Origin of the sequence: Pseudomaricurvus alkylphenolicus (assembly GCF_011683955.1) — a bacterium.
Taxonomy (GTDB): Bacteria; Pseudomonadota; Gammaproteobacteria; order Pseudomonadales; family Cellvibrionaceae; genus Pseudomaricurvus; species Pseudomaricurvus alkylphenolicus.
Genome location: NZ_JAAQPI010000007.1, coordinates 39,112 through 61,242 on the forward strand (window position 1 = coordinate 39,112; position 22,131 = coordinate 61,242).

16 protein-coding genes are annotated in these 22,131 nt (G+C 54.3%); 8 read left to right on the forward strand and 8 right to left on the reverse strand.

The genetic code is table 11. The features are described 5' to 3' along the window. Positions 1 to 13: 13 nt before the first annotated feature. The gene (locus tag HBA55_RS18020) at positions 14 to 1,297 is read right to left on the reverse strand and encodes a LuxR family transcriptional regulator (protein ID WP_206019864.1); all 1,284 of its coding nucleotides are present in this window, start codon (positions 1,295 to 1,297) and stop codon (positions 14 to 16) included. On the opposite strand from HBA55_RS18020, the gene HBA55_RS18025 reads away from it, so the two are divergent. Next, positions 1,296 to 1,448, forward strand: a complete 153-nt coding sequence (locus HBA55_RS18025; RefSeq protein WP_166994304.1) for a hypothetical protein — start codon at positions 1,296 to 1,298, stop codon at positions 1,446 to 1,448. The genes HBA55_RS18020 and HBA55_RS18025 overlap by 2 nt on opposite strands. A gap of 134 nt (positions 1,449 to 1,582) precedes the next feature. After that, the gene (locus tag HBA55_RS18030; RefSeq protein ID WP_166994306.1) at positions 1,583 to 2,569 is read left to right on the forward strand and encodes an AraC family transcriptional regulator; all 987 of its coding nucleotides are present in this window, start codon (positions 1,583 to 1,585) and stop codon (positions 2,567 to 2,569) included. Here the strand turns inward: HBA55_RS18030 and HBA55_RS18035 are convergent. After that, the gene (locus tag HBA55_RS18035) at positions 2,505 to 3,785 is read right to left on the reverse strand and encodes a DUF3179 domain-containing (seleno)protein (protein ID WP_206019865.1); all 1,281 of its coding nucleotides are present in this window, start codon (positions 3,783 to 3,785) and stop codon (positions 2,505 to 2,507) included. The two genes, HBA55_RS18030 and HBA55_RS18035, sit on opposite strands and share 65 nt — an antisense overlap. 362 nt (positions 3,786 to 4,147) lie before the next feature. Here HBA55_RS18035 and HBA55_RS18040 point away from each other — a divergent pair, with 362 nt between their 5' ends. After that, positions 4,148 to 5,548, forward strand: coding sequence for an amidase (locus HBA55_RS18040; RefSeq protein WP_166994308.1), 1,401 nt, complete (start codon positions 4,148 to 4,150; stop codon positions 5,546 to 5,548). Between the two features lie 19 nt (positions 5,549 to 5,567). Continuing rightward, on the forward strand, positions 5,568 to 6,044 hold the full coding sequence (locus tag HBA55_RS18045) for a nuclear transport factor 2 family protein (protein ID WP_166994310.1): 477 nt from the start codon (positions 5,568 to 5,570) through the stop codon (positions 6,042 to 6,044). Between the two features lie 17 nt (positions 6,045 to 6,061). On the opposite strand, the gene HBA55_RS18050 is transcribed toward HBA55_RS18045, so the two are convergent. From HBA55_RS18050 to HBA55_RS18070, 5 genes are all read right to left on the reverse strand, one after another. After that, a complete protein-coding gene (locus HBA55_RS18050) occupies positions 6,062 to 7,114 on the reverse strand; it encodes an AraC family transcriptional regulator (protein WP_166994312.1) in 1,053 nt (350 codons plus the stop codon). A gap of 78 nt (positions 7,115 to 7,192) precedes the next feature. Further along, complete coding sequence (locus tag HBA55_RS18055; RefSeq protein WP_166994314.1) at positions 7,193 to 8,161, reverse strand: oxidoreductase; 969 nt, start codon at positions 8,159 to 8,161, stop codon at positions 7,193 to 7,195. 80 nt (positions 8,162 to 8,241) lie between these two features. Further along, a complete protein-coding gene (locus HBA55_RS18060; RefSeq protein ID WP_166994316.1) occupies positions 8,242 to 9,735 on the reverse strand; it encodes a GMC family oxidoreductase in 1,494 nt (497 codons plus the stop codon). 28 nt (positions 9,736 to 9,763) lie between these two features. After that, positions 9,764 to 11,980 carry a TonB-dependent receptor gene (locus HBA55_RS18065; protein ID WP_166994318.1) on the reverse strand — a complete coding sequence of 739 codons (2,217 nt, stop codon included), beginning with the start codon at positions 11,978 to 11,980 and terminating at the stop codon, positions 9,764 to 9,766. Between the two features lie 207 nt (positions 11,981 to 12,187). Beyond that, complete coding sequence (locus HBA55_RS18070) at positions 12,188 to 13,813, reverse strand: long-chain-fatty-acid--CoA ligase (RefSeq protein ID WP_166994320.1); 1,626 nt, start codon at positions 13,811 to 13,813, stop codon at positions 12,188 to 12,190. A gap of 225 nt (positions 13,814 to 14,038) precedes the next feature. Here HBA55_RS18070 and HBA55_RS18075 point away from each other — a divergent pair, with 225 nt between their 5' ends. The 3 genes from HBA55_RS18075 (at position 14,039) to HBA55_RS18085 (ending at position 18,418) form a co-directional block, all read left to right on the forward strand. Beyond that, positions 14,039 to 16,462 carry a TonB-dependent receptor gene (locus HBA55_RS18075; protein WP_166994322.1) on the forward strand — a complete coding sequence of 808 codons (2,424 nt, stop codon included), beginning with the start codon at positions 14,039 to 14,041 and terminating at the stop codon, positions 16,460 to 16,462. A gap of 67 nt (positions 16,463 to 16,529) precedes the next feature. Then, the gene (locus HBA55_RS18080; RefSeq protein WP_166994324.1) at positions 16,530 to 17,459 is read left to right on the forward strand and encodes a 2Fe-2S iron-sulfur cluster-binding protein; all 930 of its coding nucleotides are present in this window, start codon (positions 16,530 to 16,532) and stop codon (positions 17,457 to 17,459) included. Beyond that, on the forward strand, positions 17,456 to 18,418 hold the full coding sequence (locus HBA55_RS18085; protein WP_166994326.1) for a helix-turn-helix domain-containing protein: 963 nt from the start codon (positions 17,456 to 17,458) through the stop codon (positions 18,416 to 18,418). Before HBA55_RS18080 ends, HBA55_RS18085 begins: the two co-directional genes overlap by 4 nt. A gap of 26 nt (positions 18,419 to 18,444) precedes the next feature. Here HBA55_RS18085 and HBA55_RS18090 read toward each other — a convergent pair whose 3' ends face one another. After that, a complete protein-coding gene (locus tag HBA55_RS18090; protein WP_166994328.1) occupies positions 18,445 to 19,380 on the reverse strand; it encodes a LysR family transcriptional regulator in 936 nt (311 codons plus the stop codon). 237 nt (positions 19,381 to 19,617) lie between these two features. Between HBA55_RS18090 and HBA55_RS18095 the strand changes: the two genes are divergently transcribed. Continuing rightward, a complete protein-coding gene (locus HBA55_RS18095) occupies positions 19,618 to 22,077 on the forward strand; it encodes a TonB-dependent receptor (RefSeq protein WP_166994330.1) in 2,460 nt (819 codons plus the stop codon). The last annotated feature ends 54 nt before the right edge of the window (positions 22,078 to 22,131 follow it).

The window sequence follows — 22,131 nt, forward strand, 5'->3', positions numbered from 1 at the left end:
GATTCTCCTTCGTTTAGATAGCGCAGCAAGAACGAGCCTTGGCAACGGCAGTGGTGCGATTCTTCACACCCAGTTTTGCGTAGACCTTATTCAGGTGCCACTTGACGGTTTGCTCTGAGATAAACAGTTTTTCAGCAATCTCCCGATTGGTATCGCCGTCGGAAATCAGCTGTAACAATTGCTGCTCACGGTTGGTCAGGGATTCCACCATGGGCCAGGATTCCGCTTGGGTGGCCTGCTGGCGATGATGGGAATCGAAATCCGCATAAATCACGCGATTGGGCTTGTCGTGATCACTAACCGTCGTTTCACTGGTACGGCGGTATTGAGCCTCCAGATTCAGAAACTCTTGAAACAGTGGCAGTAAATGACAATACGAACGATCACGGGCGATTTCTGTTGTTAACACCCCCTGAGACTCAATGGCCTCCATCATTCGAACGCCATCGCTGCGTATCTTGTCGATCTGGGCCAGGGAGATCAGGGGATTTTCGCAAAATGTGAGCAGGAATTGTTGCAGTTCAGTCCCCAGACGGGAAAACACGTTCTCGCGGAAATAGCTGACAAGCCCCCTGTCGCGCCCGCTGAATTGTTGCAGCGAAGACTTCGGTTCCTGTGCTTGTTGCAGGGCCTGCAGCGCAGCTGTCACGCCGGCACTCCAACCCATGGTCTTTTTCTGAATGCCATCAATCAACGTCGAATCCAGCTTATAACCCAGGATTCGGGCGCCCAACTCGCCCACTTCAGAATCTGACAGAGACAACTGCTGCAGAGTCGGTTCCAATAAACGTCCCTGCATTCGCAACTCACTCAGGGGCAGAGGCAGTTCAGTTCGCGACAGCAACATAAAGGTAACGGCTGCCGACGACGAAAAGATCATGCGACTGATAAACTCCTGGATCTCCCGACTGAGAATATGCTCCAAGCCATCGAGAACAATCACCAGGGTATCCTGACGGCAGTCCAACTGATCAATAATCAAGTTGCGAAAGCGAGTGAAGTTCTGGCGGCAAGTTTCCAGACGACAGGAATTGCGCTGCAACAAATCGACAAATGCTGCACGCTTGTTATGTTGCGCAGTCAAGCTCAGATAACGACAATCAACGCCCTGTTGTTCCAAAAGGCGCTGGCTCTGACGCGCCAGTGTGGTTTTCCCGTACCCGGCTGGCGCCCTCAGACTGACCACCTTAGTGCCGTGGGTCAAAGATTCCGAGATCTGCCGACAGAGTCGTCTTTCAATCTCTTGCAATGGGCCTTGCTCAAAATGACCGGTGGTAAGCAAATGTGGAACAACCATGACGCTTTCCTCTCATTGCCGGGGTTTGCCGGATCTCGCCGGGGATGTGTCTAAGGTAATCCAGGAAAAGCATCTGACGGTATCGAGTTTGCGCGCAGTCGCTATCGAGTTTGCGCAAATGCCCCAACTGCTTATTTCCATTGAGCATTAAGAATTGCAATGCTTCGAAGGCATTGATCTAAAGGCAGATACCCATGGGCTATCATTTGAATGAGGCCGTGCTGTCAGCGCAGATTCTGATACACTGAAACCTGCACCGGCTATTCGAAGCAAACAACAACCACCATGGACAGCCCTCACCTGCCTAAAACGGCTCAACCGCCCCAGACATACCCATTCGACAGCTATGAATACCTGTCGTCTACGGAGTTGTCCGAGGTGGAGTCTGCAGTTGCGCGAATATTTGAGCCGCGCCACTACAAAGCAAAAGGCCCGGGGCAGGTGCGGGGTTCACTGGTGCGTCTGCCTTGTCTGGATGTCGGCGGCGCCTGCTTTAGTGGCGACATTCACGAACGCTTTACCAGCCCTGCCGAGAACTACTTCCTCCTGGCCCCCCAATCCGGCGGTATCCTGGCCAATCACAGCCAACAAGATGCCAGGGCGCAGCATTCCGCTCTACTGTTGTCACCCGGTGACCCCGTGGACTTATACTGGAAAGATTGCAGCGTGGTACTGGTACGGATTCGTCCTGATGTGATCCAGGAATTTGCACAACAACATCAAGGCACGGATGGTCTGGCTCGCATCCAATTGCCCACCATGCTCGATATGCAACAAGGTACCGGGTTAAGTATCGCCAATTTACTGCGATCCATGGCAACAGAGATGGAAGATGAGCAGTCTCTGCTCAGTCGCGGCATCAGTGGTAGAGCCATGAATGAAATGCTGTTGACGGCACTGATGTACACCAACCTGGAAGAGGAACCTCAACTTCCCGGGCAGGTCGACAACAAGTTGAAATTGGCCGTGGAATATGTGATGGCGAATTTGCGACAGGACATCGCCATCAGTGATCTGGTTAAAGTGACCGGGGTCAGCGCCCGCAAGTTGCAATCCGATTTTTCCCGTCGCTATGGACTGGGCCCCATGTCGTTTATCAAAATGGAGCGATTAAAACGGGTTCGTGAAGAATTGTCCGTTCCCCACCGCACGGGAACCAATGTCGCCGATGTGGCATTTGCCTGGGGTTTTACCAACCCCAGTCACTTCACCCAGCTGTACAAGAAGCACTTTGGCGAGACGCCGTCGGAGACATTGAATCGGCGGCACTAGCACCCACTCTGTTAAGGTCTGTGTCTGAAAAATAATTCACCCACACGCACCAATAGAGCCCCGCCTTAACCGTCTCAACCCTTGGCAAACGGTTTTGAGGATTTTCATCTCCGTTGAGATTGCCCCAGAAATCAATACTGGACGCGGCTTGGCCGCTGGTGTTGTAGTAGACACCAATACTCTCCATCTGCGCATCGTAGGCCACCACAATATCGCGCCCACCAACCTCGGTATTAATCAGGTTGCCATTGTCGCGGATAAAACTCTCGGTATAGGCAACGCAGTCGCGGCCCACATTAAATCCCCACACGTATTCTTTGCGGCGCAGACGGGAGTCCTCGACATCCATGGTATTAAACAACAGCTTTTCGGTGCGGTCGTGGGGAATAGTACCCCACAGAAACACCTGCTCGACGATATTGTCCACCAGCCACAGAAACGGATTTCTGGTGAATTGGGGAATCTTGTTGAGAAACACCTTACCCTCGGGAAATGCCCGCTTAAAACCGCGATAGGTCATGCGATAGGTCGGCCACTCCTGCATCTTCTTATCCGAGTAGCGGCCGTCACATTCGCGCGTGCCGTAGACCTGCTGGATCGGTTCGCCGGTGGTCATGTCCTTCATGATCAAGTTGTTGCCGTGCTGGGCCAGGACTTCGAGATCCAGCTTTTTATGGTCAATCTCCGGTTTGTAGGCGTGACCAAGATGGGTCATGCAGCAATAGGTCATAATCACATTTTCCCCGGCCAGCCCTTCGGGAGTACCGGCCAAATGCGGGCGTTTGATATGATAGTCCGGATGCGCCCGGGCTTCGCCCTGATGATCAATCACAATCACGCTCTCTTCGGGTCTCACCCAGTGGTCGGCCTCCTCAATGGAGTAAAAAGTGGCGTGATCCTGCTGATTGCGAAGACCAATGTGCAGCCAACCCCAGACAAAACCCACCATGACGACATTGGCGCAGGCTAAACTGTAAAACACCCAATCCACCCCCGCATCCGACCAGACGTGCAACAGTGCGGCCACCCCGGTGCCTCCAAGAGCAGCCGTAATCAGGCGTGGTTCCTGTCGTATCGCCCGCATCATGTTTTTGCGTTCGACATGCATCAGTGCCTGGGTGACATCGCCCAGATCCCGAAAATAGATATACGCAAAGAACGTACCCACAGCGAGAGTCAGCCAGTGCAGACATTCAATGATCATCGATCCCATCATGGGCGACTCCAGCTAACGAGTATGGTTAGAGTATAGCCTTGTTGGTTGCAGGCGAACGGAAAGGGAAAGGGAAAGCACTTGAACATGAAAAGCTCCGCAATGTCTGACACAAGTTGTGGGAACATGATGTAACTTTCTCTTGCGTGTTTTCAATATGGCACCGGCCATAAGGCCTCAATGGGGTTTCGTTTTCTCGCTATCGATACCGGTGAAGCGGATATACCCTCATACTCCGTGCAGGGAAGGGTCAGACTTGAAGCTTTCGTTTTTTTGCTAGCCCCTGGCAAACCCATCTTTAGTTCGGTGCCTCCATCCTTCCATTCGGGCACAGTGGGAATCTCACTCTATCAGGAGATCCGCCCATGAGTCTGGATTCACTCTGCCAGTCCACCATTGGAGACATTGCACCACTACTGGCCAACAAGGATATTTCTCCTATTGAACTGACCCAAGCCATGCTTGAACGCATCGCACATTATGACGACCGACTTCACAGCTATGTCACGGTCACTCAGGAAAAGGCTTTGCAGCAGGCGAAAAGCGCGGAGAGAGAAATTCTTTCGGGTAACTACCGCAGTGCATTGCACGGCATTCCCCTGGCGGTAAAAGATCTGTTCAATGTGGAGAATGTGGAAACTGCCTGCGCCTCGACAATCCTTCGTGGCAACGTCCCCGACCAAGACGCCACCGCCGTGCGCCGTTTGCACGAAGCCGGTGCCATCAATCTCGGTAAACTGAGCATGACCGAGTTTGCCCAGGGGGGATACCACCCTAGCGTGGAGCCACCGATCAACCCCTGGAATCCCGAGCATTGGTCGGGGCTGTCATCCAGCGGTTCCGCGGTGGCCACGGCAGCATCCCTTTGCTTTGGCGCCTTGGGCACAGACACCGGCGGCTCGATTCGATTTCCCGCCGCCAGTTGTGGCGTGGTTGGCTTAAAACCCACTTACGGTCGCGTCAGCCGTCACGGCGCTTTTCCGCTGGCCGAAAGCCTCGACCATGTTGGGCCCATGACCCGCAGCGTCAAAGACGCCGCATTGATATTGCAAGCGATCGTCAGCGGTGATGAGAAAGATCCAAGCAGCCTTGATGCACCGGTGCCAGACTACTTCCAAGAGATCGACCGCGAGATCAAAGGTCTGCGGATCGGTGTGGATGAACACTATTGCACACACAACGTGGACCCACGGGTCAGTGCCGCCGTGTTTGCCGCCGTGGACCAACTGGTACACCTGGGCGCAGAGAGAGTGAACGTCGATTTAAGCGGTGTAATCGACATTTGTCACTACTGGTACCCGGTGACGGCAACACAAGCCGCTGCAACACATCGCGACTATTATCCTGCGCGTGCGCAGGATTACGGTCCAACCTTTCGTGCGCTACTTGAATGGGGCCACCGCTACAGCGCCCAGGATATCAGTCAGGCGCTACCGGCACTGAACAGCGCCTGGCAAAGCCTCAACGTCGCCTTTGGCAGGGCGGACATCATCGCCTGCCCCTCCATGGCCATGCCTGCTCCACCCGCCGCAGCCTTCCCGCCGGACATGGTGGCACCGCCGGAGACCATAGCCCCGTTGCTGCACTTTTGTGCCCCCTACAACTTCACCGGCCACCCAACCTTAAGTCTGCCCTGCGGATTCGCGGATGAACTGCCACTGAGTTTGCAACTCATTGGCCGCCATCAGCAAGAAGCCACCATTCTTCGCGCTGCTCACCATTACCAACAAGCCACCACTTGGCACCAACGTCGACCGACACTTTAAATACCAAAGGAGAGAATCAATGACCAACTCAGAGCTGTTACTGCGACTGCAACAACTGGAAGACGTCGAAGCCATTCGCCGCCTTAAAGCTGAATACTGCCTGGCCTGCGACGACAACTACAACCCAGAGCGATTAGCCCCGATGTTCTCCGAAGATGCCATCTGGGACGGCGGTGTCCTGGGTGTGGCCGAAGGTCGTGAAGGAATTCGAGAATTTTTTCGCGCCGCCTCCCGGCAAGTGCCCTTTGCCCTGCACTACGTCACCAACCCCATCATCAACGTCGATGGTCATGCGGCGACCGGCCACTGGTTGCTGTGGGAACCCATGACCTTCAATACGGAGAAAGGCAAGCAAGGAATCTGGCACAGCGCAAGCTACCAAGACCGCTATATCAAACAAGACGATCAGTGGTTGTTCCAGACTGTAAAAATAGACATCGAACTGCTGTCACCAGTGGGCAACAATTTTGGAGAAACTCCAATCCTGGTGCCTTAACACTGAAGGCCGTAATTTCAATGGCTTTGATCCTTTGACTCTTGAACCACCGCACCACTGCGAACGGAGGAAGGTGACAGGCCGCTGCATCTTTTGAAAGCCCGCCCAAAGTCAGAAGCGTTGCTGAACCCAAGTTCGTAGGCTATAGAAGAAATAGGCTCATCGGTTTCTTTGAGTAATTTGATGCCCATCTTAATACGAATGGAATCGAGTATTTTTTGGTAAGTGGTACCTGACTCCGCCAACTTTCTCCTCAACCCACGGTCGGAAATGCCCAGCATTTTTGCCACCTGGTTCAGTTTCGGCGGCGATGCAATCTGATCGATGAGAATCGACTTGACGGCACCGACGAGACTCATTTCCGCTTCGGCTTCCACCAATTGCCGCTCACTCATTTCGGTCAGCAATCGCACCGTCTGGGGGTCTGCCTGCCCCATAGGCCGATCCAAGAGTCCTTTGTAGAAGTAGACCCGATTGCGGGAATGATTAAACCTTACCGGGAAGGGAAACTCGGCACTGACCTCGGCAAAACCGGCTGGCTCTGGAACGGTCATTTCCACGCGCTCAATAAGATGAGCATCCTTGAGCACTCGAACAAAGAAGTCGTCCAGAAACAGAACAAACGCACCCATGGCAAAGTAGAGAACGGCTTCGTGTTCCAAATGTGAATCAATGTCCATGAATGCATGGTCGTCAGTTTCGACTGTTCGAATTGAGAATACGCGCGTGAGTATTTCATTGTAGCGTACGATCATGCGCAATGCCTTGGCAATATTGCCGCTGTTGGCCGCCGTGAGTAATGCAAAATTGGCCTGCGAAAAATCCTGCATCTTCCCGATGCGGGTGGCCAAATGAGGATCGTCGGTGACTTCCAGTGCACGGAGGATAAAGCGTTCGTGCTGCTCTATGCTGAGGCGATAGTTTTCATCGTGCAGCTGCTCAGCAGACAGGTCCACACCACAAAACAGTTGTTCTTCGGGGTGCCCCAGGTCGAGCAGTGACAGAAACACGAGCCTGGGGTAGTAGGGCAGCAGAATCGGTTCGCTACGCGAGTAGAATTTTTTGTCCATCGCCTGACAGTGAAACTCAAGTGAAGTTAGCGATGGAAGTATAGCAGATCTAAACGCCCCCTCCGCGAGGGTGGCTTGTCACGCCTCGGCCAGCATGGCTTCTGTCAGCTGCCAAAGGCGCTCAGCACCCTGCTCATTGACCGCGTGCGGTGATACATCACCGATGGGCGAGGGATTGTCGAGCACCAAGTTGGCGACGTCGCAGTCCTCACAGTAGAGTCCGCCAATGTCATTCAACTGTGTGCTGGTGGCTGCCCACAACGTGGTGGCACAACCCTGCGACGGCGATTTGTACACCGCCTGCATCAGCTCCGACACGCCCCCGCTTTCATCCTCCCAACCCATGGCCCGCAGTTCTTCATGGGGCAAATGACGTTGCAGCGGCGTGCGGATAATACCGGGGTGCACGGAGAAAGCCCGTAACCCCTGGTCGCCAAACTTCATGTCCAGGGCCAATGCAAACAATGCATTGGCGGTTTTTGACTGTCCGTAGGCGCTCCACTTTTCGTAGTCATCGTGATCAAAGTGAATATCATGCCAGCGAATATCCGACATATGATGCGCCGACGACGACAGCACGATGACCCTCGACTTCTGAGCCGCAAGCAGGATTGGCAGCAGTGTAGTGGTCAATACAAAGTGACCGAGATGATTGATCGCAAATTGAGATTCCCAACCATTGCCAACCCTCGCTTCCGGGCAGGTCATAACCCCGGCGTTGTTGATCAATAGGTCCAGTCGCGATTCTCGGCTCAGCACCTTCTCGGCAAAACCGCGCACGCTGGCGAGATCTGCCAGATCCATGGATTCGAGGATAACGCCCTGCAAATCCGCCAGGTTGTCTCTCGCTGAAGCCATCGAGCGCGCCGGCACGTACACTCGTGCGCCGGCTTCAACCAATGCCCGCGTGGTTTCCAGACCAATGCCGGAATAGCCTCCGGTAACAACGGCAACCTTACCCGATAGATCAACTCCCTCCATGACTTCAGAGGCGTGCGACTGAGCGCCGAAGCCCGAGTTCATTTTTCGCTGCGTTCGTTGAGACATTTGGGTTTCCTTAGTCATAATATAAATTAGAATTCGTCGATGTGATTGGGCAGCACAGCGCCGCCCTCGCGGGTTTGCAGTTAATTCTGTGACCCGTACTCTGCCTTCATCTTCTGCGCCACGCGCTCGGCCACCATGACGCACCCCAGATAGGTGTTGCCGCTGGGGATCGTGGGCATCACTGAGGCGTCCGCCACACGCAGACCGTCAATGCCGTGCACGCGGCAATCGGCATCCAGCACCGTTCCCATCGGGCAGGTGCTGGTCATATGGAAATAGCTGAAAATGCCCTGTTCCAGCGCCGCCGTTACCGCCCCCGCAGCGGTAAGATCACGGGGCTCACCCAGTTGCCGCACGTCGATAGCTCTCGCGGCCGCCGACTGCTCCCAGGCCGCCAAGGCCCGAAATGCGTGCGACAGGCGCACTTCGGTATCATCGGGCATTGGTGGCGCGACAACATTCGGTTCGGCATCGATCGACTCCCCCAGCCGCACGCTGCCCCGCCCGGAAGAGCGCAGCAGGAAGGTCACGACCTGAAATTCCGTGCGCCCCTCATTCTCCGTCCAATGCAACGGCAAGCCGTGGTAGTCGACATTGGTACCGTTGGAGGCACCGACCAGAACAACCTGGGCCGGTCCCCCGTTACCTCCCTGCGCCCCTTCGTGACTGTAATAGACGGCCGGGCCAAGATGGTCACTCATGGTGGCGCCCACCGGCAGATCCGCCTGTACGGCAATGCCGTAATCGGCCAAATGTGCCCCCGGCCCCACACCGGAGCGTAACAGCAGAGTTGGCGAGTACAGCGCCCCCGCCGTGAGAACAACTTCATCGGCCTGCAGCTCCTCACCGGAGGTCAGAATCACACCGGTTGCACGGCCGTTCTCAATGCACACCCTGTGTACCTCGGCTTGAGTGCGAAGCGTGAAGTTTTGCCGCGAGCGTACCTCTTCAGTGAGATAGGCCAGGCTGGTGGTTACCCGACGTGATTGCTCATCGATGGTTGCGGGAAACACACCCACCCCCGGAAGCTGCGCCGGATCGTTAATATCGTTGGCGGCGTGCACCCCCACTTCGGCCATCCCATCCATAAAGGCCTTGTGTTTCACCGTGAACTCATCCCGACGCCAACGCCGCACCGGCAACGGACCGCTGTTGCCGTGCAATGGTGATGAACCAAAGTCGGCATCCCGTTCGGCGGCGATAAAGGTGTTTATCACGTCGTCCCATCCCCAACCGTCGAGCCCTGCGGATTTCCAGGCGTTATAGTCGGCCGGTTGTCCCCGCAGTGTTGCCGATGCGTTGAGCGCTGAGGTTCCGCCAAGAATCCGACCCTGGCGTGCGGGAATATCGCCCCATTCGCTGGCCATGTTGCAGGTTGCGGTGGGCAAGGTCCCGGCCCACACTTCGTAGGTCCGCCCCGGTTCGAGTACGGATGCATGGTAGGCCTCATCGCCGGGCCCCGCTTCCAGCAGGGTCACCGCTAACCCACTGTTCTCACTCAAGCGAGCCGCCAGTACGGCGCCCGCCGTGCCACCGCCCACCACCAGAATATTTTTTGTCGCACCTTTGCTCATATTTGTTTTCCGCCTGTGTCTATATTCGTTAAAACCGATAGCGCAGTGTCGCGCCGTAGGTGCGCGGTGCCTGCAGGAACTCGGCTTCGGTACCGGTAAACGCGAGCGGTGCCGCGGTAAGCGAGGCGTAAACCTCATCGGTGACGTTGTTCACCCAAAGGGCCGCGTCCCATCGGTCATCGCGCCATCCCAGGCGAATGTTCATCAGTTCCTTGTCCTGTTCGGCAGTGGCCGGCTGATAAGTGGGATTGTTAAAATGATCGCCCATAAAGGTGTAGTCGCCACGCAGATAAACTTCCCCTCCCGCAAGCGGCAGGGTCGTGGTCACGGCGATATTGCCACTCCATTTGGGTGCCTGAGGCACGCTTGCGCCCATCTCACTCAAGGCTCCCTCGCTGTATTCGGCGTCCAGGTACTGCAGGCCTCCGGATACCATAAGGAACGGCCAGGGCAAGGCAGAAAAGTCGACACTTAAGCCGGTGCTGGTGCCCTGTGCTGCGTTGCTGACAAAGAAGCCAACTCCATTGGGTAACTGGGCCTGAAACTGCAAGTCGTCAAATAGGGTATGGAACGCGGTCACGTTCAGTTGCAGTCGGTTATCAAACAGTTGTGATTTGATGCCCAACTCGTAGTTGGTCGTGTTTTCTTCATCGAAGTCGGGGGAGGCATCATCGGCCGAGACACCATTAAAACCTCCGGATTTGGTCCCCGTTGACACCGAGGCGAACAACATCACGCCGGTATCCCAGAAATAGGAAATACTCGCCAAACCTGTCACACCGGAAAAATCACGTTCCAGGTCAGCATCAATGGCGCTGTAGGCTTGCTCCACCAATGTCTGGCCAGTGCCAAACAGCGCCGCGCTGGAATAGGGCTGCGCATAGAGTCGCGCCTGTTTTGATTCCCTGGTATAACGCAACCCCAGTGTCGCCACCCAGTCTTCCGACATTTCATAAGTGGCTTGCCCGAATATCGCCAGATTCTCTGTCTCCCACTCTGCGTCGAAGGACACGTAGTCGCCAGGCTGGGCACCCAGCGCAAAGAGTGGACCCAGACCCGATTGCGCTCCCGCGACCGCAACCACATCATCGCCAATCACGATGGCGCGGTCCCCCGGGCCACCCCGTGTGCGCGTCTCTTGAGAGTAGTAGAATCCAGCCACATATTGCAGTGGCCCGGCGAGATCACTGGTGAGCCTGATTTCCTGTGACATCAATTCACCGGTGTAGCTGTCGTCCACCACGTGTATGACAAACAACTCTGAACGATCGCCGTCGTAGGAGGTGGCATAGCTGTAGTCATTCCAGGCTGTGATCGATGACAGGGTGGCATTGCCAAACTCGTAATCAACGGTGACATTGATGGCATCAGCACTGAGATCGAAGGCCGATTCCATATCGACATTGTTGCGATAATCAAATGCATCATTGGCGGGAACCGGGAGCCCCTGGGCAAGAAGTTCGTCCGTCACAGCACGGGTTTGTTTGGCATCGGCACCGCAGCAGTTGGTGTCGCGCTCTACCCGACTGGCGGTGAGTTTTACCGATAATTCATCGCTGACCTGCCATAGCAATTTACCTCGGAGGTTCCAGTCCTCCACCGCGTTGAGATCGTCTCCGCGGCCATTCTCCAGCCAACCGTCCTGTTGATTCCAACTGCCCGACAGCAAATAGGCCACTGAATCGGATACCGGCCCGGTAATTGAGGCCACGTATTTGCGTAGTCCGTAATTCCCGGCTGTGGCTTCGACATAGCCTTCGGTATTGATCAGACTGGGCGATTTGGTGATGACACTGACCACGCCGGCATTGCTGTTTTTTCCGTACAGAGTGCCCTGGGGTCCCTGCAAGACCTCAATACGTTCAATATCCGTAAGATCCGACATGCCGAGACCCGAGTTTCCCATGTAAACACCGTCCAATATGAAGGCCACGGAAGCTTCAAGAGCGGGATCGTTTTGGGAGGTACCAAAGCCGCGAATACTGATGGCTGTGGCGAATGGGTTGAGGTTGGACACCACCGTCAGGGACGGCACCTGCGAGGCAACATCATTGAGATTGCCGACACCGGCTTCCTGCAGTGTATCAGCGGACAGGGCCGTTACCGAGACCGGGATATCCTGCAGGCTTTCCGCGCGCTTGGTGGCGGTAACGATTATTTCTTCGAGCTGTACCCCTTGCGCACGAGGAACATTTGAGATTGTGGAAGCTGCGACTACAGATAAGATTATTGGGCTAAAACGCATCGATTTTCCTCTACATCGTGGGTTTCGTTGGGTAGTCCAAGCTCAAGGAGAAAGGCTACTGGCTTGCGAACAATGTTAGCGAAACCGATGCAAACGGGAGAAGCGCTCAGGCGGCCAGATGAGATGCAGATACGGCCAGCGGCGAGGAGGGTTCCAAGCCGGGACCGCTGGTGTTTGCACCAGCGGTTTTTATCGACGACTTCAGACTCACGACGCTAGAAAATGATCACGAAATCTCTGTTTCAAAGACAACTTATGAATCTTGCCGGTAGCCCCAAGGGGAAATTCCGACACAAAAACCACATCATCCGGAATCGCCCACTTGGCCAGCTTGCCCACATAGCTATCGCGAATCTCCTGCGCGGACAGGTGATTCCCCTCAACCGTTTTCACCACTAATAGGGGCCGTTCGTCCCACTTGGGATGCTCAACCGCAATCGCGCTGGCCATCTCAATCAGTGGGTGTTCCAACGCAATGTCCTCCAATTGCGCCGAACTGATCCACTCCCCTCCGGACTTGATCAAATCCTTAAGACGATCCGTCAGCTGCAAACTGCCCTCCGGTGTAATCATCCCGACATCACCGGTTGCCAGCCAACCCCCTTCGTCCACAGCGGTATCATGCCGGTTATGGTAGCTCTCACAGACCCAATGCCCCCGAACTTTCAATTCACCCACGCTTCCACTGTCGCGAGGCAGCTCCTGCCCCTCTTCGTTGACCACCTTCAAATCCACTCCCCACAACGGCGGCCCCTGCAGCGACATATGGTCGCAATAATCATTCATCGAAAGCCCTTTTTCCTCCGCCGTCTGCGTATTCAAGGTCACCACGGAACTGGTTTCCGTCATACCCCAACCATGCATCACCCGAATGCCATGTGTCTCGTGCAACTCCCGAATAATCGAACGCGGACAGGCAGAGCCGCCGGTTCCCACTTTCTTCAACTCCGGCAGTGACAGCGCATTGTCTTTCATATACTTCAACAACCCCATCCAAATGGTAGGAACCCCCGCCGACAGGGTCACCCCCTCCGTCTGCATTAATTCGAACAGACTTTCACCGTCCAACTGCGCACCCGGCAGCACCAACTTGGCCCCGCTCATGGCGCAGATATAGGGCAGTTCCCACGCGTTGATATGAAACAGCGGCACCACGGGCAACACACAATCACTGCGACTCACTCCCAACGCGTTAGCGCTGGCGGCAACCAAGGTATGCAGACAGGTAGAACGATGCGTATAGCCAACGCCCTTGGGGTTACCCGTGGTGCCCGAGGTATAACACAGAGACACCAAATTATTTTCATCCAATGGCGGCCAGTCATAAACATCAGAAACTTCTAATAATAGAGTTTCATAGCACATCAGGTTCTTTAAGGAGGATTGCGACGGCATGCGCGCTTTATCCTCCATCAAAACAAAACCCCGAATAGAATCACAGTGCGGCGCGACCGCCTCCACTATAGGCAGCAGATCTCGATCAAAGAACAGATAACTGTCCTTGGCGTCATTGATGATAAAGCGAATCTGGTCAGTCGTATAACGGGGGTTGATGGTATGAATCACCGCACCGCTACCGCCAATGCCATAATAAAGCTCGAAATGACGATGGCTATTCCAAGCCAGCGTCGCCACCCGCTCGCCGTTCTCCACTCCCCATTGCGCTAACAGGTTCGCCACCCGGCAGCTGCGCCGATAAGCATCGCGGTAACTATAGCGATGGATGCTGCCCTCAGACAGCCGCGACACGATTTCCTGATCACCGTGCCAGCGGTGGGCATGCTCTATAAAGGATGACGTCAGCAGCGGAATCTGTTGCATTGGACTGGACATAGGGGCTTTCTCCGTAATCTCGTGGTCGGTCACTATAGCAACCGCGCGAAGCGCAGAACCCCAACCAAGGTTGGGCTGCCGTGGCTGTCGCGGAGGCCATCCATCAAAAATCCCAACTAAAGTTAGTGTTATTGAGCAACGACAGTTTCTAGACTGAACTCACAACATGGGAAAACCCCTCAATTCCAATAACGTCACAGACACCAAGAGGAAGAGTTCACTATCATGAAGCGGATCAGCAACCCACACCGACTCGCCCTGGCCATCGGCCTCATCAGCGCCAGCCTCAACGCCCACTCGCTGGAAGACTTTGCGCTGGAAGAGGTGGTCGTTACCGCCCAGAAACGCAGCGAAAGCATGCAGGAAGTACCGGTGGCCGTCTCCGCCATTGGATCGGAGGATATCGAAGCACTGGGCTGGGACAACCCCACCGATGTCGCCTCACAAGTACCGAATATGCAGGTCAGCGCACCGCTTGGAGACGCCCAGCCAATCTTTGCCATCCGCGGTATTTCCATGGCCGATTACAACCCCAGTCAGGCCAGCCCCATTGGTGTCTACGCCGATGAAGCCTACCTGGGCTCCACCTACACCCATGGCCTGAGTATGTTCGACATTGAGCGTATTGAGGTCCTGCGTGGTCCACAGGGCACCCTTTACGGTAAAAACACCACCGGTGGGGCGATCAATATTATTACCCGCAATCCTGAACTGGACGGCTATACCACCGGCTACACAACCCTGGGGGTTGAAGACTACGACGGTCGCTCGGCCAGCATGGCCGTAGAATCTCCGCTCATCGATGGCGTTCTGGGAGCTCGTCTGGCCCTGAAGACCAAAAAAGATGAAGGCAAATGGGACAATCACAACGGTTCTGATATGGCCCAGACGGACTACCGGGCCGGACGTTTGACACTCAATTGGCAACCGACAGACGAACTGAACGCGCTGCTCAAAATCACCTCCGCCAAGAGCACACCGCGCTCCTCTGTACCACGTGCCGAAGGTACCTTACCGGGTGGCATGACGTTGGCTGGTGTCGTCACGGATGGCGAGCACTATGAAGGCGCCACCGATTATGTGGGCAAGACGGAGACAGAAATGACCTCCGTCAATCTCAAGGTCAGCTATGACTTTGAAAACTTTACTCTGGTCTCCGTCAGCTCTTTCTACGATGCCGACTACCTGGCTGAAACCGACACTGATGGTACCACTGCGAACCTGCTCTCTATCGATTGGCAATCCGATAGCGAAGCCTTCGGTCAAGATCTGCGTCTGGTCTCCAGCTTTGATGGTCCCTTTAACTTTATTGCCGGTCTCTATTACGGACACGAAGACATTAATACCGACATCGTCCATCACACTTTTTTCGCCGATCCGGTGGTTCCGGTGATGCTTAACAACCTCAGCAATGCCATGAACGCCATGGGCAATGTTCCCATGGCCGATCACTTTGCCGCACTCGCCGTTGCCGCCCCCAACATGGGGCAGGTACAACGAGGTTTCGATGTAGTCAAGGAATCCTATGCGGTTTACACCCATATGACCTACGACATTAATGACAACCTTGGTCTCACTGTCGGCCTGCGCTATACCGAAGACGAAAACCGTCGTAACTACATTAACTACTCACACCTTGACCACTCGGGTAACCCCATCGGCAGCTGGCTGCCCAATAACCTGCTGAGCACACCGTTTATCGCCATGGGAATCGATGCACCCTTTGTTACTTCGGGTCTTTCCGCACAAACCGGATTGCCGGCCGGCATGTTCCTCGACGGCCCCTACACCACCGCTTCCGGCGAAAAGCGCAGCGTAAAGGAAGACGCCTTTACCGGTAAGATTGCACTGGACTACCAACTCAATGCCGACGTTATGCTCTACGCCAGCTACTCCAAGGGATTCCGTTCCGGCAGTTTCAACAATGGACTGGTCTATGCCGACCAGACCAACGAAAACGGCGCTTATGCCGCTCCGGAATACGTAGACGCTTATGAGGTAGGCGTAAAGAGCGAATTTTTCGACAGTCGCGTGCGCCTCAACGCCAACTACTTCTTTTACGAGTACGAAGACCAGCAGTTTGTCAATCAGGTGGGTATCTCCGCCCAGTTGGTCAATGCCGGCGGTGCTGACATCCAGGGATTGGAAGTCGAATTGCTCGCCATGCCGATGGAAGGGTTAACCGTGCAGGCAGGACTGGGTCTGATCGACGCGGAATACACCGAGTTGAACTTGCCCCGACTGTCCACACCACTGGACCCGGCCGACACCATTGACCTGAAAGGCAACCAGCCGGTATCCAGCCCTGAGCTCAACTTTAACTTTGCGCTGGACTATGAATTCCAACCCAGCGACGCCATTATCGCTCGGGCCCACTTTGACGGTACCTATACCGATGAGCAATGGTTCAGTGCCTACAACGAACTGGACGGACACAGCAATATCCGCCAGGACAGTTACTGGATTTACAATGCCCGTGTGACGCTCTCTGACCTCGCGGAGAAATACGCGCTGTCCCTGTGGGTACAAAACCTGACTGAAGAAGAGTACGACGTATACGCCATCAACCTGCAGGGCGGATTCGGATACAACTACTTCCTCGAAGGTGCGCCACGAACCTACGGAGTCGATTTCACCGTGCGTTTTTGATTGCCCTTTTTCTTTCGAGGGTTGGGGGAAGTTCTCTTCCCCCCGCTTTTCCCCGAGGTTATACGTTATGGCTGAACTCTGCTTTGAACAAAACGCCTATGTCGTGGAAGATGGAGATACCGTCCTCAATTCTTTGCTCAGGCGCGGCCACGCCATTCCCAACTTCTGCCGTAGCGGCTACTGCCAATCCTGCCTGATGCGATGTGACCAGGGAACGCCGCTGCCCAGCGCCCAAGCAGGTCTCGAAGATTCTCTGATTGAAAGTAACCACTTTCTCGCCTGCCAATGCCCCGTGTTTATGCCCATGACCATCTCCCACCCGGCACCAGAAATTCGCACCCGTTTTGTGGCCATGGTACGTGGCAAACAGAAGATGGACGATAAGATACTTCGGCTGCAACTGAGTCCCGGCCATGCCTTTCACTACCACGCCGGGCAATACACCACTCTGATAGATATCAACGGTCACAGGGGCGAATACCCCATAGCCAGCCTGCACAACGACAGCGGGATGATGGAATTTCACATTTCCATTAGTGAGGCAGATCCCTTCAGTCAGATACTGGCGGAGCAACTGGAAGAAGGAGACGCGCTGGAAATCCAGACAGCGCTGGGCAAAAGCTATTACCGCCCCAAGTTGCTTGATTGCCATCTGTTGTTCATCGTGGAACAGGAAGGCCTGGGCGTCGCCACCGCCATCATCGAAGACGCCTTGCAACAGCAACACGCGGCGCCAATATCATTGATTGCGTTGGATACCGCGAGGCTCACTGACTATAGCCGTCAAACTCTGACTGATATCGACCCGATGGTAAACCTGTTGCAGTTGCCGCTGCTGCCTCAATCCTTTACTCCGTGCAGCGATCTGCAATGGAGCCGTTGTCACGCCTTTACCTACACCTATCAGGAATCGGTTCTTAGAAACCGTTTGTTGAGCCAGGGTATGGTTACCGCGCAGATCTCATCGCTGGTTCCACCAAAGGGTCCCAGCCAGTGAGTGAACGTCTGTTTGCCCTGCAGGACTTTAACTTTGTCGCCACTGACCGACTGGATGTGGTCCAGGACACCTTTAACCGCCTCTTCCAGACCAGGCGTATCTCCCAACTCAACCTTGAACAGTCTCCGGACATCAACATCTCACTGGCCAGACTGCCCTACTCCAATCTGTTTGTAGGCAGTTTTGGCTGCAACATCAATGCTGAACTTGATGAGGAACTCGAAGACTATCACTTGTTTGTTCCGCTCAGAGGCGAAATCCTGTACCGCGGTGCCAACAGCTATCGAGTAACACCGGGACAAGGGTTGATGGTCTCGCCCGGAAGCCAACTGAACATCAGCTGGAAACACGATTGCTACGGCATTAACCTGGTGACTGCCAAGGAACAAATGCAACGGGTCGCCAAAGAACAGGTGGGGGTTGACGAGGTACCGCCCCTACCACTGCTGATTGATCTGACCTCTGGGGTGGGGCTGAGCCTGGCCAATATTCTACAGACAATATTAACCGAGCTGGAAGACGAACAGTCGCTTCTCAGCCGCGGCATCACTACCCGCGCTCACAATGAACTGTTACTGAGCGCCCTGCTGCAAACTGCCGATCGCTCCCAGGAGATACCTGCCGGGTTACCGGCACCGGTCGATCTGGCCCTGAACTATATTGAACAGCATTTGCAAGAACCCATTACGCTCAAACAACTGGCCACTGCCAGCCACACCAGTTGTCGCAACCTGCAGTTGTTGTTTCGCAAATACCTGCAACAGTCACCCATGGCGGTGATCAAACGCGAGAAACTCAACCATATCCGCCGCCAATTGCTACAGGCGGATGCGGAGACCACCAGCGTAGCGGACCTGGCGGCCTCTCACGGGTTCTATCATGCCAGCAATTTTACCCGGCTTTATCGTCAGGCGTTTGGAGAGACACCAACCGAAACATTAAAATCCAAAAAGGAATAGCCGCGCAGCAATCAATCGCTTGCGACTCAGTCCGAATAAAGAAAAGCGCGCCCTCTCAGATTGTCATTGGCTCTGGCAATATTGATCGCTGCTTTGATCGCGCCGATGATGGCATTAGTCGCTGCCGATTGTGTTTCCTGCAACGAAGAGACTAGGCAAACCGTGCGCTCCATGGGCGGGTTAACTATTTTCCGCGCCGAAATCAGTTTTGTTCTCGTATAATCGTGAATCAGATCCCAGGGAGCAAAGCTGTGCGCCAGACCCGCCTCCACAATCTTCAGGCTGGCATGCGCTGACTGAAAGTCCAGGGAATAGTTGAGCTGTACACCATTATCAAAAGCGTATTTTTCTACCGTTCGCCGCATGGAATGGGTGCCTGGGCTGGAAACGATTGGCAGGTCTTCAATATCCTTTCCGTCGATAGATGTCACTTGATCGAGGATCGGATCGTAGGCGCTAACCAAATAGAGATGCTCGATATACAAGGGCACACACTTCTTGTCCATTTGTTCGGGCATGTCGTAAGTAATCATCACGTCAAGCAAATCGTTGTCGTAAGAGCGCTCCAGGCTGGTGGTATTACCCTCTTCAATAATCAGGTTAATATCGGGAAAGTTTTCCAATAGCAGTTTAAACAGCGGTGCCGCCAGGGCATTGTTGGCACCGTAGGGCAAACCCAGCCTGACGTTGCCACTCGGGCTTTTCTGAGTACCCTGCAATGAGGCCCTGAGATCATCAATCTGCCGCAGGATGGCATGAGCTCCGATCAGAAACTGCTCACCTGCATAGGTCATTGCCACGCCTTTTCTGCCCTTATTAAGCAGCTGAACCCCCAGATCCGTCTCCAGGTTCTTGATGCTCATACTCAGAGCCGGATGGCTGATATGGATATTTTCGCTGGCCTGGCGCAGATTACCGGCCTCCACAGCGGCGATAAAATGTCGTAACTGTCTGATTTCCATAGCTTTTATCTCACAGGCTATTATGGATAGAAGGTCCTTGTATCAACGCAAGCTTCTCGCTGCAGCCGTTAACTGACTTTTATTAAGAAAAACTTACCCTTTTTGTCAAAAAAAACAAATTTATTTAACCAACAGCAGAGCTTACAGTTTATCGACACATTGTGGTACATATAAACCACATTGCGGCAAGCGAACTATCATAACAACGAAAAAGCTCTCTGAGCAGGAGATAAAGACATGCAGAACACTGAGTTCAGTGGTAAATACGCTTTGAGAAGCGCCATTGCTCTCGCCACTTTGGCGACTTCAATGGAAAGTTTTACAGCATACGCAGAAAGCAGTTTCTCCATTGAAGAGGTCGTGGTTACCGCACGGAGGGTAGAAGAAGGACTGCAGAACGCTCCAATCGCCGTTTCTGCCTTCACCGGCAAGGATCTGGAAAACCGCGGCGCCATCGATGTTACTGACGTGGCAGCAGCCTCGCCCAATGTTCACTTCCAGACCGGGGGTTCCACCAGCGGTATGTCCGCTGCACCCACAGTGTTTATTCGAGGAATCGGGCAAAGCGATTTCAACATCAACAATGATCCTGCGGTGGGAATGTATATCGACGGAATATACCTGGGCCGCATGGTGGGCAGCTTGACCGATCTTATGGACCTGGAACGTGCAGAAGTCTTGCGTGGTCCCCAGGGCACGCTGTTTGGCCGTAACTCCATTGGCGGCGCAATCAATCTGATCACCAAAAAACCCAGCACTGATGAAGGTTTTAATGGGGATGTCATGGTTTCCCTCGGCGAGCGGGATCTGCGCTATGTCAAAGCCTCTGCCAATGTCCCCATATCCGATAAAGTGGCGGCCAGACTGGGGGCCTTCTACCGGGAACGCGATGGCTACGTCGATGCCGTCCAATATGATGACCTTAAGTTGGGCGGCGAGGATGTCTGGGGCGTGCGTGGCGCACTCAGGATGGATCTGAGTGAGAACGCCACGCTTGATCTTGCCGTTGACTGGTCAGAGAGGCGTGATCCCCCTGCCGCAGTCATTCCGCTGCAACTGGGTAATGTTTCCCTTAATCCCGGCTCGGGAAATGTCGCCGGAGATGATCGCTCCAGTTTTGCCAGCGGTTTTCGTTTTAATACCGGATTGAATCACTATGGTTCTGCGCCGCTGCCGCCACCCAACCCCGCCTGGGTTTCATCTGATACCACCACCTGTAGCAATCAGTCGCTGGTGAACGCCAGTCTCGCCTGTTACGGCAATGCGCATATACTGGGGGACGACAAAGTCAACTCAGTTTGGGTGGATAAGAATGGTAATAAAATAACGCCCGAACAGGTACTGGATGTGGGCGGCCTGTCGGCAGTATTGACCTGGGAGTTACCGTTCGGGACCTTGACCTCAACAACCGCCTATCGGGAAATGGATGCCAGCTTCAATAATGACAATGACTATACCCCCTATGTTATTTTCCAAAACCTCAACGATAATTTTGAGCAGGATCAATTCTCACAGGAAATCCAATTAACCGGTTCCTTCACCGAAGATCTGACCTACGTTGCCGGCTTGTACTATTTCAAGGAGGAAGGGCTGCAAGTGGTCTCCCTGGTGACCCCGCTGCTACCGCCTGCGGGAGCACCGCCGGCGGCGGCCACCCTGCCGTTCTTTCAGACCATTGATCGAGAAGTAGAAAACGAATCTAAAGCGATCTACGGACAGGTAGTCTACAACTTAAACCATGACCTGCGATTAACCTCTGGAGTCCGCTATACCGAAAACGAAAAAGACATTGGTCTGTTCCTGTTTCGGGGAGACGAAGCTGCTCCCTGGTTCACAGTGGAAGGTACCGATCAACAATCAGCGGCTGAAACCAATGTTCTGCTAAACCTCTCCTGGGATGTCAATGAAGACATGATGCTGTATGGGCAATACGCCAATGGATTTCGTGATGGCGGTTGGCCGGTACGATTCCCGGGTCTTCCGGCAGGCATTCCGCCATTGGACACTGTAGACTTTGGTCCTGAAACCGTCGACTCCTTTGAATTGGGGCTCAAATCAACCTGGCTGGATGGCGACTTGCGGTTGAACGCCGCGCTGTTCACCACCAAATACGATGATATGCAAATTGAGTTTTCCGATCCTGTGTTGAACGGCGCCCCCAACACTTCCAATGTCGGTGAAGCGACCATCTCCGGACTGGAAGCTGAACTCAATCTATTGGTCACCGACAATCTGCGTTTTGATATCTCCCTGGGGTATCTGGACGCTGGTCTGGACAAAATTGAAGGTGGCAACCTGAATTCCGGCGCAGACAACACCCGCACGGTACTGACCACCAACAACGAAATGCCCTACACCCCGGACTGGCAGATTTCCATCGGTGCAAATCACTCTATCAATCTTGATGGGGGGGCCTATATACGCACACGGATCGACTGGGTTTACACCGACGAACAGTTCTACACCATCGAAAACAGCCACCGCAATTTTCAGGACTCCTACTCTATCGTCAATGCCAACGCAACCTATGTGTCACCCGACGAAACCTGGGAAATCACACTGGGCGCCAAGAACCTGACCGACGAAGATTATCTGACGACCTCAAGAACCCAGGCTGACTCTTCAAGTGTGTTTGGCAGTGTCGCCCGCCCGCTGGAAGTATATATCCAGGCGCGCTACCGCTTTGGTAGCCAATAACCCCTCGCTCACAGCTCTCTTCCCCATTTCATCCCTCTGCTGGGCAAAAAAGGG

Bases quoted from the DNA above. Each gene is read 5' to 3' on its own strand.
- HBA55_RS18025 (WP_166994304.1), top strand. From the start codon at position 1,296: ATGACGCTTTCCTCTCATTGCCGGGGTTTGCCGGATCTCGCCGGGGAT.
- HBA55_RS18020 (WP_206019864.1), bottom strand. From the start codon at position 1,297: ATGGTTGTTCCACATTTGCTTACCACCGGTCATTTTGAGCAAGGCCCA.
- HBA55_RS18030 (WP_166994306.1), top strand. From the start codon at position 1,583: ATGGACAGCCCTCACCTGCCTAAAACGGCTCAACCGCCCCAGACATAC.
- HBA55_RS18035 (WP_206019865.1), bottom strand. From the start codon at position 3,785: ATGATGGGATCGATGATCATTGAATGTCTGCACTGGCTGACTCTCGCT.
- HBA55_RS18040 (WP_166994308.1), top strand. From the start codon at position 4,148: ATGAGTCTGGATTCACTCTGCCAGTCCACCATTGGAGACATTGCACCA.
- HBA55_RS18045 (WP_166994310.1), top strand. From the start codon at position 5,568: ATGACCAACTCAGAGCTGTTACTGCGACTGCAACAACTGGAAGACGTC.
- HBA55_RS18050 (WP_166994312.1), bottom strand. From the start codon at position 7,114: ATGGACAAAAAATTCTACTCGCGTAGCGAACCGATTCTGCTGCCCTAC.
- HBA55_RS18055 (WP_166994314.1), bottom strand. From the start codon at position 8,161: ATGTCTCAACGAACGCAGCGAAAAATGAACTCGGGCTTCGGCGCTCAG.
- HBA55_RS18060 (WP_166994316.1), bottom strand. From the start codon at position 9,735: ATGAGCAAAGGTGCGACAAAAAATATTCTGGTGGTGGGCGGTGGCACG.
- HBA55_RS18065 (WP_166994318.1), bottom strand. From the start codon at position 11,980: ATGCGTTTTAGCCCAATAATCTTATCTGTAGTCGCAGCTTCCACAATC.
- HBA55_RS18070 (WP_166994320.1), bottom strand. From the start codon at position 13,813: ATGTCCAGTCCAATGCAACAGATTCCGCTGCTGACGTCATCCTTTATA.
- HBA55_RS18075 (WP_166994322.1), top strand. From the start codon at position 14,039: ATGAAGCGGATCAGCAACCCACACCGACTCGCCCTGGCCATCGGCCTC.
- HBA55_RS18080 (WP_166994324.1), top strand. From the start codon at position 16,530: ATGGCTGAACTCTGCTTTGAACAAAACGCCTATGTCGTGGAAGATGGA.
- HBA55_RS18090 (WP_166994328.1), bottom strand. From the start codon at position 19,380: ATGGAAATCAGACAGTTACGACATTTTATCGCCGCTGTGGAGGCCGGT.
- HBA55_RS18095 (WP_166994330.1), top strand. From the start codon at position 19,618: ATGCAGAACACTGAGTTCAGTGGTAAATACGCTTTGAGAAGCGCCATT.